Here is a 17,485-nt window from a genome sequence, read left to right on the forward strand (position 1 = left end):
ATTTAAACCAACACGAAAACGAATTTTAATGAGTAATAACGCTACTGACAGCATTATAATCAACAAAGCAGAGACATCAAAAATTGGTTCTGTAGATTTTGAAAATTTATCTTTTGGCAACACATTTACAGACCATATGCTAGTATGTGATTTTAGGAATGGCCAATGGGAAACTCCTGAAATTAAACCTTACGCACCTTTTCTCATAGATCCTTCTGCTAAAGTTTTTCATTACGGACAGGCAATCTTTGAAGGTATGAAAGCCTACAAGGATGAGCATGATGACGTATGGCTTTTCAGACCTGATCAAAACTTTGACCGTTTCAACAAATCTGCTGTAAGGCTTGCCATGCCGGAAGTACCTGAAGAGGTTTTTATTGGCGGACTTAAAAAAATACTGGAAATAGAGAAAGAATGGGTTAAAAAAGGTAAAGGTAACTCTCTTTATATCCGGCCGTTTATGATTGCGATAGGACCGGGAGTAATTGCTGCACCTTCTACTCAATACCGTTTCATGATTATACTTTCACCTGCTAAATCATACTACTCAGGTGAAGTAAAAGTTATCATCGCCGAACATTACAGCCGTGCCGCCAATGGTGGTATTGGTGCTGCTAAAGCTGCCGGTAACTATTCGGCACAGTTCTACCCCACTAAACTGGCGAACGAAGCAGGCTTCCAGCAAATTATCTGGACAGACGACGCTACACATACCAAACTTGAAGAAGCGGGTACTATGAACGTATTCTTCAGGATAAACGATACATTATATACAGCACCAACAAGCGAAAGGATCCTTGATGGCGTAACCCGTAAGAGCCTTATAGAGCTTGCGGCTCGTGAGAACATTAAGGTAGAAGTACGTTCGGTACTGGTAGCTGAACTTATCGAAGCTGCTGAAAATGGTACTTTAAAAGAAATATTTGGAGCGGGAACAGCCGCGGTAGTAAACCCTATCGTTGGCTTTAGCTATCAGGATAAATATTATGAGCTACCAAAACAGGAAAATTCAATAGCATTAGACCTTAAAGAAAAACTAAATAACATTCAATACAAACTTGCCGAAGATACCTTTGGGTGGACGGTTAAGGTGTAACGAGTTTCGGGTTCCGGGTTTCGGGTTCTCACTCAGCCATACAAAAAAGAGGGTGCTTAAGTTTTAAGCACCCTCTTTTCGTTCCAATTGGCAACTCGAAACCCAAAACTCAAAACCCCAAACCTACTTCAGTATTTCCTCAAAGTTTGGTTTAAAGTAGTTAGGACCTTTCATTACCTTTCCGTCTTCACGGTATATGGGCTTTCCGTCAGCACCAAGCTTACTCATGTTACTGCGTTGTATCTCATCAAATACCTCTTCTATTTTGTGTTGAAGGCCATGCTCAATAATAGTCCCGCAAAGTATATATAGCATATCGCCAAGGGCATCGGCAATCTCAACGATATCATCATTCTGAACAGCCTCCAGATACTCCTCGTTCTCTTCTTTCATAAGGTTAAAACGAAGCATATTCACTGCCTCACCAAGTGTACCTCTTGGCGATTCGCTGCTACCAAGCCCAAAAGCATCATGGAATTGCTTTACCGCATCTAATTGTTTTTTCATTTTTTCTAAAATTTGTGATCTAAAAATAGCTAAAAATACTCCCCTGATGTTGTACCTTTGCGAAAAAGATTTCAACATGTTTACAACCGGCCAGTTGGTTTTTGCAGTACTGTTTTTTATCGCATTTGTTATCACCATGGTAGTTATGTACCGTAAAGACCTAATAACACATAAAAAATACTATAAGGGTACCTATAAGATACTTTTAGGCTTTCTTAGTTTTATTGCAATATTATTTATACTAAAGATTTTTCTTAAAAAATAATGTTAATTTTATAACTTCAAAAATCCCCACTAATGGGGATTTTTTTTTACTTTCCGTTTAGCATATTTGCATTTAATAACAATCAATAAATACACACACCATGGAGAATGAAAACTTAACAAAAGACAAAACGTACACATTAAACTCGTTTAGCAGTTATTTTAATGATAATGAACTTTATTTAAAAATCTTATTGCCGCAAAACGATGAATCCAATCCATATATTTTCAGGTCGTTTGATGTTTCACAAATAATAAACGGAAAGCAATGCAATGCAATTTTTGTGTACATGAGAAAAACAAATGACAATGGGGATGATCTTTCACCTAGTGATGATGACATATGTGAATGCAATTGCATCTGCGAATACGGTCAGCTGACACAACTAAACGCACTACCAAATTTTTCTGCTTTTGACCCATCATCAAAAGATGGACTTGTAATTGTTTATCACGACACAAATTCAAACACCGCTTATCAGGAAACATGCGCTGAAAAAGCATTTGATATGATACCATCATTACGTACAGAAATAATGGCAAGTGGTAATCACCAAACTGAACTTAACTTAATGGGAGATACTCCCAAAAAAACGGGAATGAGTACAGTTCCTAAATTTTAATTATGATAAAGCCTTTTCCGAGATTATTATTATTCCTGCTAATAAACTTATTTATTAGCAGGGCTTTTTGTCAATCCTATTCTAAAGATTTGATTAACATCAAATCCTTAATCGAACAAAATGAGTATGAAGCCGCATTCAAAAGCCTAAAAACTATTAAAGAATCGACTCTTTCAAAATCGGATAAGGCTTTATTTTATTATATAAAAGCTCAGGAATTATCGTTTAATTCGAAAATTAATGAGGCTTACCAGTACTATTTAAAATCAAAAAAAGCATACCTGTCTATTGATAGCATAGATAGGGCAATGGATATAAATCTCAAAATTTATAATGTTATTACTGGAGAAGAAAATTATAGTAATATTTATAAAAAATACTTTGATGAATACATTGCATATGCACATAAAAAAGGTGATTCTTCAAGAATTGCTATAAGTTATGTAATATTAGGAGAAAATGATTTTGACAATAATCATCCAAGAGAAAGTCTTAAAAATTTCAAGAAAGCCATAGCTATTTTCAATAAAATCAGTAACAAGAAAGCAGCAAATCAACTATGCTCTAACATAGCGGCAATTTACAATGAACAACTTCATAAACCTGATTCAGCATTATATTACCTTGATAAGGAGCTTGAAGGCATAAAACTTAATGGCACAGTAGAAAATTTATGCTATAATTACATGAATCATGCCGCTTCATATTACTATTTAGGCAATCATATAAAAGCTATTGAATATCTTAAAATGGCTGATAATTTACCTCTGAGTAAATTTAAAAACAAGACGAATCAACAAATTTATGAGTTTTTATATAAAAATTATGATGCCATTCGCGATTATAGTAATGCCTACAAATACCTGCAATTAAATAAACAGTTCAGCGATAGTTTAAATATAGTAGAGCAAAACATAGCTATCAACAACCTTGACAAAAAGTACAGGACTAAAGAAAGAGAGCTTGAGAATACCATTTTAAAAGGTAAAGTAAAAACCAGCAAAATTTTAATCTATTCTATTATCATATTGCTTATTGCCATAATTGCAATTGCAGCCCTGATAATAAAGAATTCCCGAAGAAGGGAAAAAATATCAAAACAGGAAAAGCTTATCGAACAGCAGAAGTTTGAAAAAGCTATGAAAGAATACGAGCTTAACAGTATTGACATGATACTTGAAGGCCAGGACAAGGAACGTCAGCGTATAGCTAATGACCTTCATGACAATCTTGGCAGTATGCTCGCTACATTAAAACTAAACTTTGAAAACCTAAGGATTCGGAAAAAGGAGCTTCGTGAAGAAGAAAACAAACTTTACGAACGTACCGACGAACTTATTGAAGAAGCCTACCAAAAAGTCCGCCGTATTGCCCACGCTAAAAATGCAGGGGTTTTTGCCAGCGAAGGTCTTATTCCGGCTATACAGAAACTAGCTGAAAAAATATCCATCCCGGGCAAAATCCAGCTTCAGGTAATTCCGTTTGGTTTTGCTGACAGACTGGAAAATTCATTGGAAATCGCTATCTTTAGAACGGTGCAGGAACTTTCGACCAATATAATAAAACACTCTCAGGCAACTGAGGCTACCATTCACCTTACCGATCATGGCGACAGCATAAACATCATGATAGAAGACAATGGTGTAGGCTTTGACAGCTCCAAAATAAACCTTGATGATGCCGACGGTATGGGACTGGCAAACATCACGAAAAAGATTAACCAATTAGGTGGTAGTGTAGAAATTGATTCAACTCCGGGCAAAGGAACAACAATAATAATAGATATACCTGTAGACAATGATTAACGTAGTAATAGCAGAAGACCATCAGTCACTTATAGACGGTATCAAGCTTTTTCTTGAATATGAAGAAGACATACAGGTTGTTGGCGAAGCTAACGATGGCGAAAAGCTTATTGAAATAGTAAGGCTTAGAAAACCCGATGTGGTGCTAACAGACATCCGTATGCCTAAAATGGATGGCATTAACGCAACCATTCAGATAAAAAAAGATTTTCCAAACATGAGGGTTATTGCCTTTAGCATGTTTGAACAGGATGAAGCGGTTACTAAAATGCAGGAAGCGGGCGCTTCCGGTTATATCATGAAAAACTCATCGCTTAAAACAGTTGTCACTGCCATTAGGACAGTGATGGATGGCGAAGAATATTTTGACGCCATACTCAAGAATACCAATATAAAAAAGACAGAACAGGACGTACCCTTAAGCAAACGCGAAATGGAAATTGTTAAGCTTATCGGCGAAGGCAAAACCTCACAAGATATTGCGGATATTCTTTTTATAGGCAAAACAACAGTAGACACTCACAGAAAGAACATTCTCAAGAAACTGAGCCTTCAGGGAAAAAGCGAACTCCTTCGCTATTCGATGGAGAAAAAATATGACTTTTAGTAAGTAATTTTTTAAAAAAATACCCTCTTATGGGTATTTTTTCGTTTTAGGTTTATCCTCAAATTTGTAGTGTTACCATATACAACACATAAAATATAGGGGGCTATGGAAAAACCAAATAAAATAACCGCACTTTTTTACCGCATCTTTCGCCGCAAAAAAAGCGCTTTCGCAAAACAGCGTCGCCTGTTAAGAGGAGATTATAATATCTTTTAATTTTATTCTGAAGAATATCAATTAAATTTTTACAATCATCTGCTCTGGTTTCGTAAAAAACATATCGAAACTCATAAAAAATACCAATAAATAGGTATTTTTTTATTTTACACTATACCCTAAATTTGATTTTTGACACTCTAATTCAGACACTAAGAGCTAAATAAGGTTCTTTAGGAGAATTAAGGTTCAAAAAAAGCGCACACCTAAAACCAATTTATATTTATTAACAACCAAAACAATTTAAACCATGGAAAGAAAAAACTTTTTCTTGAATCCTGACACCAAAATGGCAGTAGCTTTACTGGCTTTCTTTGGTCTCTTTCTATCATGCAACAGCAATGATGACAACAACAATCAGGTTACTGAAGAGCCTGAACTTGTAGGACAACCGGGAAACCCGCGTTTTAACCTAAAGTTTACCAATGAAGATAACGTAGACCTTGATTTGCACGTAATAACTCCGGACGGAACAGAGATTTCTTACCTGAATCCTTTTGGACAGGGCGGCGAACTGGATGTAGACTGCTTATGCGAAGACTGCCCACAGGGACCTAATGAAAATATTTTCTGGGAAGCAGGTACAGCTCCAACAGGAACTTATAAATACTGGATTGAGTACTACGATACTTGTGGCAATGGAGGTAGTACATCTTCAGATTACACATTAAGAGTTGTAAGGAATGGTGAAGTTCTGGAAACCAAAACAGGAACTTTATCATCAGGCATGACACAACAATGGACACATAATCAGCAATAAAACTCAGATTACAGATTATGACAAAAATACATTTGAAAAGTTTTTTAAGACACTGTTTAAAACGTAAGAATTTTTCATAATCCTAAGATAAAATCTAACTTAGAAACACTCGTACGCGAGTGTTTTCTGTTTATAAGAGATTTGCAAAAAAATGGCACATTGTTTGTTTAAGACAATATTAACACACATTTTTTTATTAAATTACAAATCATTTAATCAATAAAACACATGAAAAAATTTACCTACAAATTCATCCTAGCTGCCGCTTTAGGACTGACACTATCAAACTGCGGAAGCCAGAAGGTAACACGCGTAGATGAACAAAGCGTAACCGACCTTAGCGGACGTTGGAACGAAACCGATTCAAGACTTACTGCCGAGGCTATTACTGCCGATCTAATGGCACATTCATGGTACAGCACTTATGCTTCGGAAAACGGAGGAAAAAAACCGGTTATCATCGTTGGCCTTATTACAAATAAATCACACGAACATATCGAATCGGAAACTTTCTCTAAAGACATCGAAAAAGCGATCATCAATTCAGGAAGAATGAAACTGGTTCAGGCCGGAGCTAAACGTGAGGAGATTCGTGCTGAAAGAGCTGATCAGCAAAACTTTGCTTCACAATCTACCATGAAAAAATTTGGTCTTGAGAACGGTGCTGATTTCATGCTACAAGGAACTATCAACTCTATCGTTGACTCTAACAAAAAAGAAAAAACAGTTTACTACCAGATTGACCTTGAACTTACCAACATTCAGACTAATGAAAAAGTTTGGATAGGTGACAAAAAGATCAAAAAGTACATCAAGTAATTCCTGAGTAATTTTTATGCTACTTAAGAATACTGTTTCTGCTATTTCTAAAACAGCTGCTGTGCTCCTACTGACCGGCCTGTATTCCTGTGGCACTTACAATACGAAGACTACGTTAGAATCTGACCTTTATAACGGACAATTTAAAAAAGCCGTTAATGAGATTGAAACCAATAAATTCCTGAATAAAGACAGGAACAGGTTGCTATATCTTATGGAAAAAGGAAAGATGGAACATCTGCTCGGCAATTACAGGGCAAGCAACCTGCTCTTTGAGAAGGCATACATCATGATTGATGATAAGATACGCTCAAATGCCGGACAAGTTGTTGCTGCCAAGCTCACAAACCCAATGGCGGAGCCTTACAAGGGTGAAGATTTTGAAAAGGTGACCATTCATTATTATATGGCACTCAATTATTTTCATCTTGGACTGCCTAACGAAGCTCTTGTTGAAGCCAAGAGGATTGACATTAAGCTGCTTGAACTTAATGAGAAATACAAAGACAATAAGAACAAGTATAGTCGTGATGCCTTTTCGCAAATATTGCAGGGACTCATATATGAAAGTACAGGGGACATAAACAATGCGTTTATAGCTTACAGGAATGCTGCCGAAATATATGATACGGATGGCGGAAATTTCTTTGGTATTGCTATGCCTGAGCAACTGAAGTACGATTTGGCACGCACAGCAAAACAAATGGGTTTTATAGATGACTATAACCGTTATCTTAAAAAATACAACCTTCAGCCAATTGAGCTGCCAAAAACAGGTGCTAACGGCTCATTAGTACAGCCGGATCCTGCGGTGCCTTCGGGAGAAGCTATTATCTTTTGGGAGAATGGCCTCGCTCCTGCCAAAGACCAGATAATACTAACCTACTCGGCTGCAAATTATTGGTTTTATGCCTCGTATATGGAAGATGGTAAGCTGGTAGATTTCTTTTTGCCAATCCCGATGGGCTTTAATGTAGGTACTGTAAATGCAATTGCTATCCCAAAATACAGGAAAAGGGAGAGTTTTTACAGCAGGGCATCAATACTTGTAAACGACAGGGAATTACCTCTAGAAACCGGACAGGACTTTTATCCTATTGCCAAACAATGTCTGAAAGACAGGATGCTACGTGAAGTGGTAGACATAGTAGCCCGTTTTGCTGCCAAGAAAGCAGCAAGTGCAGGTTTGGCCGCTTTAGGTAAAAGTATGCTGGGCGACGACGGCGAAGATATTTTCAGGCTTGGCGGTGATATAGCAGGAGCTGCAACCGAAAAAGCAGACACCAGAAACTGGCAATCACTACCCGGTACTATTGGTTATGCACGTGTACCCTTGCAAGAAGGCGAAAATAAATTTACGATAAAAAAATATGGACCTAATGGCGTGGTAGATACAGACGTAATTACCATACCGTATAAAAAAGGACTACAGATTGTAAACTATTTTGACCTTGGAAGGACTCAGGTTAATCCTGATAAACCTGTCGAGCAGCCTGTTACAACAGAATCAGATGAAAAGACAGGCGCTACAATAAATACAGAAACACCCATAAAACCATAAGGTATGAAAAAGCTATTGTCAATACTTTTACTGTTTGCCTGCATTTCGATTTTTGCTCAGGATAATACCGGATGGGATGACTGGCAAAAAACCAGTTGCTACTCTAAAATATCCTACAGACTGAAAACTGAAGAGAAACGTGGTGAACAATACCACTGGAAATTACAGTTCAAAAGCGATTATCGCGAAGTAATCTCTTTTAATTACCATGTTACCGACAAATTGCAGGAATATAATATCACTACGCACAGGAAAACTATGAATCCCGGGAAGATAAGTGAAGAAATAGACATCTATACTGCAGAAAGTGACATCTTTCTTTTAGTAGACAAAGTAAGTCTCTCTCCTTATCCTGACGATTTCTTAGAATGCGATCATTAATATAAAAGCCTCCGTTTCAGGAGGCTTTTTTTGTATTTCGTCGTGTTTTTCCGAACTTTAAAAGATAATTGGTTTGTTAAAATAAATTGTCATAATTTTACAACAAACTTAAAGTTTTCTGTACATGAAAATTGTTAAATATGTGTTTCTCCTACTGCTTCTGTCAGTAGTTGCGGTTACCGTTTTTATAGCAACCCAGGATGGGAAATATGACATCAAAAAAGAAGGCGTAATAAAAGTACCTAAAATGGTGCTTTACAACTATATAAACGAATACAAAAACTGGGAAAACCTGGGAATTCTTACCGGCAGTGATACCACTGCTGTATATACCTATTCTGAAAACTCATCAGGTAATGGCGCTACGATGTCATGGAAAAAAGACAGAAGCACCGGAAAAGTACAAACCGTTAAACTGGTAGAAAATGATTCTATCATTCAGAAGGCTGTAATTGATGGCCTGAATTCTGATATAGCCTGGAATTTTAAAGACACCCTTAAAAACACCAAAGTAACCATTCGTATGCGTGGAGACCTTAGTTTTATGGAAAAGGCAAATGCTTTCCTTCGTGGTGGCGGAAATGTAAACAAGGTTATGGAAACTTCTCTGGATAACGGCCTTAAAAACCTAAACTCATTCCTTGTAAATGAACTTGCTAAAAATGAAGTAGAAGTTAAAGGACTAGTTAATAAAACAGGAGCATTTTACATTGGACATGCAGTTACTTCTAAAATAGAAGATATTAATAAAAAATCGGCTGAAACCTTTCCTAAGCTCCTTAACTTCATGAAAAAGAACAAAATTGTGAAGAAAGGTTCTCCGTTCATCCTTTACAGGAATTACAACAAAACAGAGGGTACAGCATCATATGTAATTTGTATCCCTATCAAAGAAGAGATGTTCACATCTCCGGGTAGCGAGTATGAAGGTGGAAAATATACCGAATTTAAAGCCTTAAAAACAACATTGAAAGGTGATTATTCCCACCTGCCGAAGGCTTGGGATGCTGCTCACAAATATATCACAGAGAAAGCACTGGAAGAAAACACAACTGGTACTTATATCGAGCTTTACAGCAAAGGCGTACTAAAATCTAAGCGCCCATCAGAATGGATAACGGATCTTTATGTTCCAATTGGGCCTCCTACTATCCTTCCTGTAACAGATTCAATTCAGGCACCTGCCGTACAACAGGCAACCGTAGCTCCTGTAACAACAGGAGTACGCGCACCAAGAGCTGCAACGGGAACTTTTGCTAAACCGGCTACAGGTACGAAACCGGCGGGGACAACAGGAAAGCCAGTCTTGACACCGGGAACAGGAACAACTACCAAACCGGCACCAAAACCTGCTGCTACAAAACCAGCTTCGTCAACGCAGAAGCCGGCAACCCAAACAACGACTACACCATAAAAAATATCGCTATAAAAAATGCCCTTCTTTCGAAGGGCATTTTTTTATTTATTACCGTGACCTATAAGGTACTTGACTACTGTTTCAGCGGAATGTAATCCGAAGACTGCGGGAATCCAGCTGTTGGTTCCAAAGAATGATTTTTTGAAATTAGAGCCGTCCGTCATTTTAAGGCTTGTCTGGTCAGGATATTCAATAGAGTAAACCACTTTTACTCCTTTTGATATCCCTTCTTTCTTAAGGCGTTTACGTACCGTTTTTGCCAACGGGCAGTATTCTGTCTTGCTGATATCGGCAACACGCACCTTACCGGCCTCATATTTGCCTCCTGCACCCATATTACTGATGATCTTAACCTTTTGACGTCTTGCCGAGATTAAGAGGTTCAATTTAGGCGTAATACTGTCAATACAGTCAAGTACGTAGTCATACTCAGGCGTAACCAGTTCGTAAGCACGTTCCGGAGAAAGGAATTCCTGTACACGTATCAGGTTCAGTTCCGGATTGATATCCATAAGCCTGTCACCAACGATAGTTACCTTTGGCTGCCCCACTGTAGAATGCAATGCCGGTAACTGGCGGTTGATGTTCGTGATATCTACCACGTCACCATCCACAATAGTCATATTACCCACTCCTGCCCTTGCAAGGAACTCAGCCGCAAAGGAACCAACGCCTCCAAGGCCAACCACCATTACGTGTGCATTCTTTAATCTTTCCAGTCCTTCTTTTTTAAAAAGGAGCTCTGCCCTTTCTCTCCAATCAGCCATTCTTAAAAACGGTTTTAAAATTAGTGCTTACTATATCTTTTAAATCTTCAATATCAATATTTCTTGCTGTCGCAGCTTTAGCATATACTTCAGTAATGCTCTCTTCTACCATATCAGTCTCTAAAAAGAACCTGTCAGCAGGGACTTCAGCAAATACAGCCGACAATTCAGGATTACGCAGCAGGTACTTGCCAAACGACAAATAAAACCCATTATCCAGCAATTGCTTCGCAACCTGAATGTTCTTAGAGAACCCATGAACGATCATCGGCACGCCTGGTTTAATGCGGTTATGCACTTCTATCAGTTCCTGAAACGCAGCAACAAGGTGCAAAATTACGGGTTTTTGATGTTTTTTCGCTAATAGTAAGTGTTTTTCAAACACTTCTATCTGAAAATCGAGCGGTTTTTCGATGCGTTTATCCAATCCGCATTCGCCAATGGCAAGACAACCGGGTAATGAAAGTCGATTTTCTATAATAGCCAAATGCTCATACACCTTCTCTTCATCAATATGCCACGGATGAATCCCCGTAGAAAAAAACGGTACATCAATATCTTCGTATGGATAACGATTTACGATATCGAAGATGTTGGTATCGCTTGACAATTTATGGGTATGTAGGTTGTAGAGCATCGGAATTTTAATTAGTATGCAAGATACTATATTTAACCACAAAGCTCACCAAGAAGAAATCACAAAGAACACAAAGCTTTGTGAACCTTGTGAAATAACATAGTGTTCTTGGTGGTTAAAAACAAAACACCCTACACTTTTCAGTATAGGGCGTTATATATTTAGATTTTAGATTCTTCCTTCGTCAGAATGACAAATCATTACGAAATCACTCCGCTGCCAATAAGCTCATCGCCTATGTGCCATGCGGCAAATTGTCCTTCGGTAATGGCCGATTGCGGTTCTTCAAACGAAATGTACATTCCGTTATCAAACTTGTGAAGCGTAGCTTTCTGTAATGGCTGACGGTAACGTATACGTACCATCACATCCATAGTTTCGCCATCTTTCAGGGCAAGATCTTCACGTACCCAGTGTATCTCATCCTCCTGAATGAACAATGCCTTACGGAAAAGTCCGGGGTGGTTGTGCCCCTGACCGGTATAAATAGCGTTGGTTTCTATATCCGTAGCGATAATGAAAAGTGCTTCTTTAGTACCCCCTACATTTAGGCCTTTACGCTGTCCTATGGTAAAGTAATGCGCACCCTGGTGCTTACCAACCACTTTACCCATTTCGGGTTTGTAATCGATGTTTTTAGCTTCGTAGGCTAGTTGCTCTTTAACCGTCGTGAACTCAGGTGCAGCTTCATTATATGTTGCAACATCAGCATTCACTTCATAAATAAGCCCCTCTTTCGGTTGAAGCTGTTGTTGAAGGAATTCCGGCAATCTTACTTTACCTATAAAACAAAGTCCCTGCGAGTCTTTTTTCTCAGCAGTAACCAATTCCATTTTTGCAGCTATTTCACGTACCTGTGGTTTTGTAAGCTCACCTATTGGGAACAACGCTTTAGAAAGCTGCTCCTGCGAAAGCTGGCAAAGGAAGTACGACTGGTCTTTGTTTCCATCAACACCGGCAAGAAGCTGGTATGTTTCTCTACCATCTTTTTCAATCGTTCCTTTACGGCAATAGTGACCTGTAGCCACATAATCTGCACCGAGGCTAAGGGCAATCTTCATAAAAACGTCAAACTTAATTTCGCGGTTACAAAGTACATCAGGATTTGGCGTCCTGCCCTTTTCATATTCATTGAACATATAATCAACTATACGTTCTTTATATTGTTCGCTAAGGTCTACCGTCTGGAATGGTATTCCTAGCTTTTCGGCAACCAGTAATGCATCGTTGCTGTCTTCCAGCCACGGGCATTCGTTAGATATCGTTACGCTGTCATCATGCCAGTTCTTCATGAAGAGACCTATGACTTCGTAGCCCTGCTCCATAAGCAGGTAGGCTGCAACGCTCGAATCTACACCTCCTGAAAGCCCTACTACTACACGTTTCATTTTAATTCCTTTCTTAAAAAATTTCTGCAAAAGTACGACAAAAATTAGTTTTTGCGCTCTTTGCGTGCCAACTGTACTTTTTTGTTGGTCATATCTTCTTCCCTAACCTTCTTACCTTTTTCAAAAAACTCCCACTTACCGGTCTTGATATTATTGGCAAATTGTCCTTTGCTTACAACCTCACCATGAGCATTCCTAAAGGTTGCAGGGCCATCCATCTTATCATTTTTATAGGTCGATTCTTCAAGTACAATACCTTTTTCGGTATATTGTTTATAAGCACCCTGCTTTACTCCATTTGCATAGGCAACTTCTTCAGCCAAAGCACCATTAGCAAAATATACTTTTCGCACTCCGTTTATCTTTCCGTTTACATAAGGCTCAGTTGAAAGTAATTTCTCCGTTTTGGCATCATAGAACTTCCATTCGCCTTCGCGTAATTTATTCACTTCTTTACCCTCGCTCACCTTTTTACCTTTTTCATCAAAAAAAGTAGTTACACACGAACCATCCGCTGCAAACACTCTTGTTGCTGCAAGTGTTGAAGTCTTATTATCCTCATAGAATTTGAAAGTTCCTGTTTCTTTACCATGATCAAAAGTACCTTCATAACGGGCACGTTTTGATTTTTCATAAGTTCCTTTCCAAAGGCCGTGACGTTTACCGGCAGCATCCGTCTGGTTTAGACTCTGTGCAAATGAAACTGCACTAATAAGCAATAAGGCTACTAAAGCTGAAACCCTGTTTATCATATAATGATTGTTGTTTTTTTATTAATCGAATTTAAGCTCTTTTTATTATATCTAAAAGTGAGCCAAAGAAAAAAAGCACCTGCCGCGGCAGATGCTTTTGTATTATTTTTTATTTCTCTGCTGAAGCTTTTGTTGCTCTTGTGCCTGCTCCATCATTTCCTGCATCTTTTTCTGGAAACGACCTTGTTTCTTAGGCTTGGTCTTGTTTTCCTGAATCTGAGCATGAATCTTATCATCTTTCACAATGTAATTCTTGATTACAAGCATGATACCTATTGTGATAAGGTTAGAGATAAAGTAGTACAAACTCAATCCTGATGCATAGTTATTAAAGAATATAAGCATCATTACCGGAGAGATGTAAATCATTACTTTCATCAGTTTGCTCATATCCGGCATACCTTCCTGAGGAGGTGCAGCCATAGACTGGTCGCCTGTTGTCATCTTCATGTAGAAGAAAATCGCTACCGATGCCAATATAGGGAACAAACTCACGTGATCTCCATAGAAAGGAACGTAGAATGGCAGGTGATAAACTGAATCGTATGATGAAAGGTCGGTTGCCCAAAGGAAACTTTGCTGTCTAAGATCAAAGAACGACGGGAAGAACTGGAATAGCGCATAGAATACCGGAATCTGCATTAGTGCCGGCAAACATCCTGCCATTGGGTTTACACCCGCACTATTGTACAGCTTCATAGTTTCCTGCTGTTTCTTCATCGGATCTTTTTTATACTTCTCGTTAAGCTCTGCAATCTCAGGACGAAGTACTTTCATCTTAGCCTGAGAAAGGTACGACTTATAAGTAACCGGAGACATAGCGATTCTTACCAGTATTGTAAAGATGATGATTGCCATACCATAAGGAAGGAAACCACTTAATAATGTAAATACAGGTATGAATATATAACGGTTGATCCACCCGAAGATACCCCAACCTAAAGGAATAATCTCGTCAAGGTTTTTATTATAGTCGTCAAGAGTTTTATAATCCGCAGGACCATAATACATATTCATGTTATAGCTTAGCTCACCACCTTTAAACTCAAGAGGCATTTTAGCCGTTAATTTTTTAGTGAACAGTGTATCAACTTTCTCATCCTTAACAAGGTTTTCAGAAGTCATCTGAGCCTTTTTGAAAGGAGTATCCGTTAAAAGGATTGAAGTAAAGAAGTGCTGTTTGAAAGCAATGTAAGACACATCTTCAGCTGTCGCATCATCAAGTTTAGAACCTTCACTTAAAGAGTTATCCTTACCTCCTTCATATTCATAAACCACTTTAGTGTAACGGTTCTCATAGCTAACACTTTTCTCGTTACGGTACGTTTTCATCATCCACTCCAAATCCATCGGCTTAGAAGTGTCAACAATCTGAGCAAGTCCCTGAGAACGGATTGAGAAATCCATCATGTAATCGTTAGGCTTAAGCACATAACGATACTCTAAAAACTGATTAGCACCAGCCTTAAGACGCATTGTAAGCACATCGGCATCACCTTCTTTAGAAAGTGAAGGCTCAAAATACATATCTTTTGTATTCAGTATGCGGTTATCCTGAGTTTTAAATTGCAGGTTCAGGTTAGCGTTATTGTTTTTAATAAGCTCTACCTGTTGTCCTGAACTTTTAGTCAGTCTTGTAAAATCGTTTACGATTGCTTCCTGAATATAACCACCTTTATTAGCTATTTTAAGCGTAAGCAGTTTACTTTTAAGCTCCGTCACTGTATTTTTAGCTGATGGAAGCGAAGCACTGTAAGCGAATGCACCTAATGAACCGTTAAGCTTAGCAATCTTAACAGAGTCAGTTGCTGTTGAATCATTAATAATGGAAGCTGTTTTAGCTTCTTCAGCTGCTTTTTTTGCCTGAGCTTTTTGTACCTGCTCTTTTTTAGCTTTTTCCTGAAATTCTTTTTCTTTTTCAGCAGTATTGTTATAGATCATCCATAACATCAGCGCTGCTATCAAACCAAAACCGACTATCGTTTTTAAGTCTAATCTTTTTTCTTCCATTATAAAATAATATTTCGCTTTTACCGGTTTACCGGATCTTTATATTGAATACCTTATGGTATTACTTAGTTGCTTTTTTTCTTAACCGCTGCCTTAACAAAGTTTACAAAAAGAGGGTGCGGATTTGCTACGGTACTCTTATACTCAGGGTGGTATTGCACCCCGATAAAGAATGGGTGGTTATCCAGCTCAATAATCTCAACAAGTCCGGTATCAGGGTTAACTCCCGATGTTTTAAGACCTGCCTTTTGAAGATCGCTCTTATATGCACTGTTAAACTCATAACGGTGACGGTGACGCTCCTGAATTTCAGCAACTCCATCATATATTTTGCTTGCAAGTGTTCCTTCTTCAAGGGAACATTTCCATGCTCCAAGACGCATTGTACCTCCTTTGTCGGTAATGGTCTTTTGTTCTTCCATGATATTGATAACCGGGTGTGGTGTGTTCTCATTCATTTCTGTTGAGTTAGCGTCTTTCCATCCCAGTACATTTCTTGAATACTCAATAACAGCCATTTGCATACCCAGACAAATTCCGAAGAAAGGAATATTGTTTTCTCTGGCATAACGCACGGTCTCTACTTTACCTTCAATACCTCGTCCTCCAAAACCAGGAGCAACAAGAATACCATCAAGTCCACTTAGTTTCTCCGAAGCATTATCCCTGTCAATGTATTCAGAGTGGATACTGATTACGTTAACTTTGGTTTCATTTGCAGAACCCGCATGTACAAACGCCTCAATGATTGATTTATAAGAATCCTGAAGCTCTACGTATTTTCCAACAAGACCAATATTTACAGTATGTTTAGGATTTTTAAGTCTGAACAAGAACTGGTTCCAGTTCTTAAGATCCGGAGTATTTTTCTCAGGTAAGTCAAGTTTTTTAAGCGTTACCCTATCAAGACCTTCCTCTAACATAAGGTTTGGTACCTCATAAATGGTAGAAGCATCAATTGACTGGATAACAGCCTCTTTCTTCACATTACAGAACAAGGCCAGTTTCTGGCGAAGATCTGAAGAAAGTTCATGTTCTGTACGACAAACAAGAATATCGGCTTTAATACCGCTTTCCATCAATGTCTTAACAGAGTGCTGTGTAGGTTTTGTTTTAAGCTCACCCGCAGCAGCAAGGTAAGGCACAAGCGTAAGGTGGATAACAATACCATTGTTCTCACCAAGCTCCCATACCAACTGCCTTACTGATTCGATGTAAGGAAGCGACTCAATGTCACCCACTGTACCACCAATCTCGGTAATAACAATATCGTAGTCACCTGTATTGCCCAGGTGCTGCATACGTTCTTTAATTTCGTTTGTGATGTGAGGTACAACCTGAACGGTTTTACCCAGGAACTCTCCTCTTCTCTCTTTTTCGATAACCGAAAGGTAAACCCTTCCTGTAGTAACGTTATTCGACTGAGAAGTAGGTACGTTCAAGAATCTTTCATAGTGCCCAAGGTCAAGATCTGTTTCCGCGCCATCATCTGTAACATAACATTCTCCGTGCTCATACGGGTTAAGTGTACCCGGGTCTACATTAATGTAGGGATCAAATTTCTGGATTGTAGTCCTGTAACCTCTTGCCTGCAGTAGTTTTGCCAGTGATGCTGCTATAATTCCTTTTCCTAAAGAAGAAGACACACCGCCTGTAACAAAAATATACTTTGTCTGATTCATTTGTAAAATATGTGTTGTGTTGCTGTTGTAAAAAACGTGGCAAAAGTACAAAAATTAATTGATGTTTAATCTATCAATTATTTAATGTACCAATGTAATCATTACTACACCATCAACAGGTTTATTTTTTTAACCAAAAATAGTGCTATGAATATAAAACCTGCCAAACTGTCTTATTTAATATAACAATGTA

The 17,485-nt window shown here is 38.3% G+C and carries 16 protein-coding genes; 9 read left to right on the forward strand and 7 right to left on the reverse strand.

The annotated features are described in order from the left end of the window. Window positions 1-28: 28 nt before the first annotated feature. Window positions 29-1,096, forward strand: a complete 1,068-nt coding sequence (locus tag ACFSR3_RS02420; RefSeq protein ID WP_379819564.1) for a branched-chain amino acid aminotransferase — start codon at window positions 29-31, stop codon at window positions 1,094-1,096. Window positions 1,097-1,219: 123 nt separating this feature from the next. Here the strand turns inward: ACFSR3_RS02420 and ACFSR3_RS02425 are convergent, their stop codons facing one another. After that, entirely contained in the window at window positions 1,220-1,603 is a 384-nt protein-coding gene (locus ACFSR3_RS02425; protein WP_169521347.1) for a pyrophosphohydrolase domain-containing protein, read from the reverse strand. A gap of 365 nt (window positions 1,604-1,968) precedes the next feature. Here ACFSR3_RS02425 and ACFSR3_RS02430 point away from each other — a divergent pair, with 365 nt between their 5' ends. The 8 genes from ACFSR3_RS02430 to ACFSR3_RS02465 all read left to right on the forward strand — a co-directional run bounded on the left by ACFSR3_RS02430 (window position 1,969) and on the right by ACFSR3_RS02465 (window position 10,053). Beyond that, window positions 1,969-2,490 (forward strand): hypothetical protein, encoded by a 522-nt coding sequence (locus ACFSR3_RS02430; RefSeq protein WP_379819565.1) that lies wholly within the window; start codon window positions 1,969-1,971, stop codon window positions 2,488-2,490. Between the two features lie 89 nt (window positions 2,491-2,579). Next, window positions 2,580-4,295, forward strand: a complete 1,716-nt coding sequence (locus ACFSR3_RS02435) for an ATP-binding protein (protein WP_379819566.1) — start codon at window positions 2,580-2,582, stop codon at window positions 4,293-4,295. Next, on the forward strand, window positions 4,288-4,902 hold the full coding sequence (locus tag ACFSR3_RS02440) for a response regulator (RefSeq protein ID WP_379819567.1): 615 nt from the start codon (window positions 4,288-4,290) through the stop codon (window positions 4,900-4,902). The genes ACFSR3_RS02435 and ACFSR3_RS02440 overlap by 8 nt, the downstream gene beginning before the upstream one ends. Window positions 4,903-5,368: 466 nt before the next feature. Then, window positions 5,369-5,878: a YfaP family protein gene (locus ACFSR3_RS02445; protein WP_379819568.1), complete on the forward strand. Its 510-nt coding sequence runs from the start codon at window positions 5,369-5,371 to the stop codon at window positions 5,876-5,878. A 228-nt stretch (window positions 5,879-6,106) separates the two neighbouring features. Next, a complete protein-coding gene (locus tag ACFSR3_RS02450) occupies window positions 6,107-6,697 on the forward strand; it encodes a penicillin-binding protein activator LpoB (RefSeq protein WP_379819569.1) in 591 nt (196 codons plus the stop codon). A 16-nt stretch (window positions 6,698-6,713) separates the two neighbouring features. Next, window positions 6,714-8,258, forward strand: coding sequence for a COG3014 family protein (locus tag ACFSR3_RS02455; RefSeq protein WP_379819570.1), 1,545 nt, complete (start codon window positions 6,714-6,716; stop codon window positions 8,256-8,258). 3 nt (window positions 8,259-8,261) lie between these two features. Then, a complete protein-coding gene (locus ACFSR3_RS02460) occupies window positions 8,262-8,639 on the forward strand; it encodes a hypothetical protein (protein ID WP_379819571.1) in 378 nt (125 codons plus the stop codon). A gap of 124 nt (window positions 8,640-8,763) precedes the next feature. After that, a complete protein-coding gene (locus tag ACFSR3_RS02465) occupies window positions 8,764-10,053 on the forward strand; it encodes an effector binding domain-containing protein (RefSeq protein WP_379819572.1) in 1,290 nt (429 codons plus the stop codon). Between the two features lie 44 nt (window positions 10,054-10,097). Here ACFSR3_RS02465 and ACFSR3_RS02470 read toward each other — a convergent pair whose 3' ends face one another. The 6 genes from ACFSR3_RS02470 to ACFSR3_RS02495 all read right to left on the reverse strand — a co-directional run bounded on the left by ACFSR3_RS02470 (window position 10,098) and on the right by ACFSR3_RS02495 (window position 17,292). Further along, complete coding sequence (locus ACFSR3_RS02470; protein ID WP_379819573.1) at window positions 10,098-10,823, reverse strand: tRNA threonylcarbamoyladenosine dehydratase; 726 nt, start codon at window positions 10,821-10,823, stop codon at window positions 10,098-10,100. After that, window positions 10,816-11,460, reverse strand: coding sequence for a TatD family hydrolase (locus ACFSR3_RS02475; RefSeq protein WP_379819575.1), 645 nt, complete (start codon window positions 11,458-11,460; stop codon window positions 10,816-10,818). Before ACFSR3_RS02475 ends, ACFSR3_RS02470 begins: the two co-directional genes overlap by 8 nt. Before the next feature lie 200 nt (window positions 11,461-11,660). Continuing rightward, the gene (gene mnmA / locus ACFSR3_RS02480) at window positions 11,661-12,848 is read right to left on the reverse strand and encodes a tRNA 2-thiouridine(34) synthase MnmA (RefSeq protein WP_379819576.1); all 1,188 of its coding nucleotides are present in this window, start codon (window positions 12,846-12,848) and stop codon (window positions 11,661-11,663) included. A gap of 44 nt (window positions 12,849-12,892) precedes the next feature. Then, entirely contained in the window at window positions 12,893-13,600 is a 708-nt protein-coding gene (locus tag ACFSR3_RS02485; protein ID WP_379819577.1) for a toxin-antitoxin system YwqK family antitoxin, read from the reverse strand. Between the two features lie 102 nt (window positions 13,601-13,702). Further along, complete coding sequence (gene yidC, locus ACFSR3_RS02490; protein WP_379819578.1) at window positions 13,703-15,610, reverse strand: membrane protein insertase YidC; 1,908 nt, start codon at window positions 15,608-15,610, stop codon at window positions 13,703-13,705. A gap of 65 nt (window positions 15,611-15,675) precedes the next feature. Further along, window positions 15,676-17,292: a CTP synthase gene (locus ACFSR3_RS02495; protein WP_379819579.1), complete on the reverse strand. Its 1,617-nt coding sequence runs from the start codon at window positions 17,290-17,292 to the stop codon at window positions 15,676-15,678. Window positions 17,293-17,485 lie beyond the last annotated feature (193 nt).

The sequence above is a fragment of the Flavobacterium suzhouense genome (assembly GCF_042684765.1).
Classification (GTDB): domain Bacteria; phylum Bacteroidota; class Bacteroidia; order Flavobacteriales; family Flavobacteriaceae; genus Flavobacterium; species Flavobacterium suzhouense.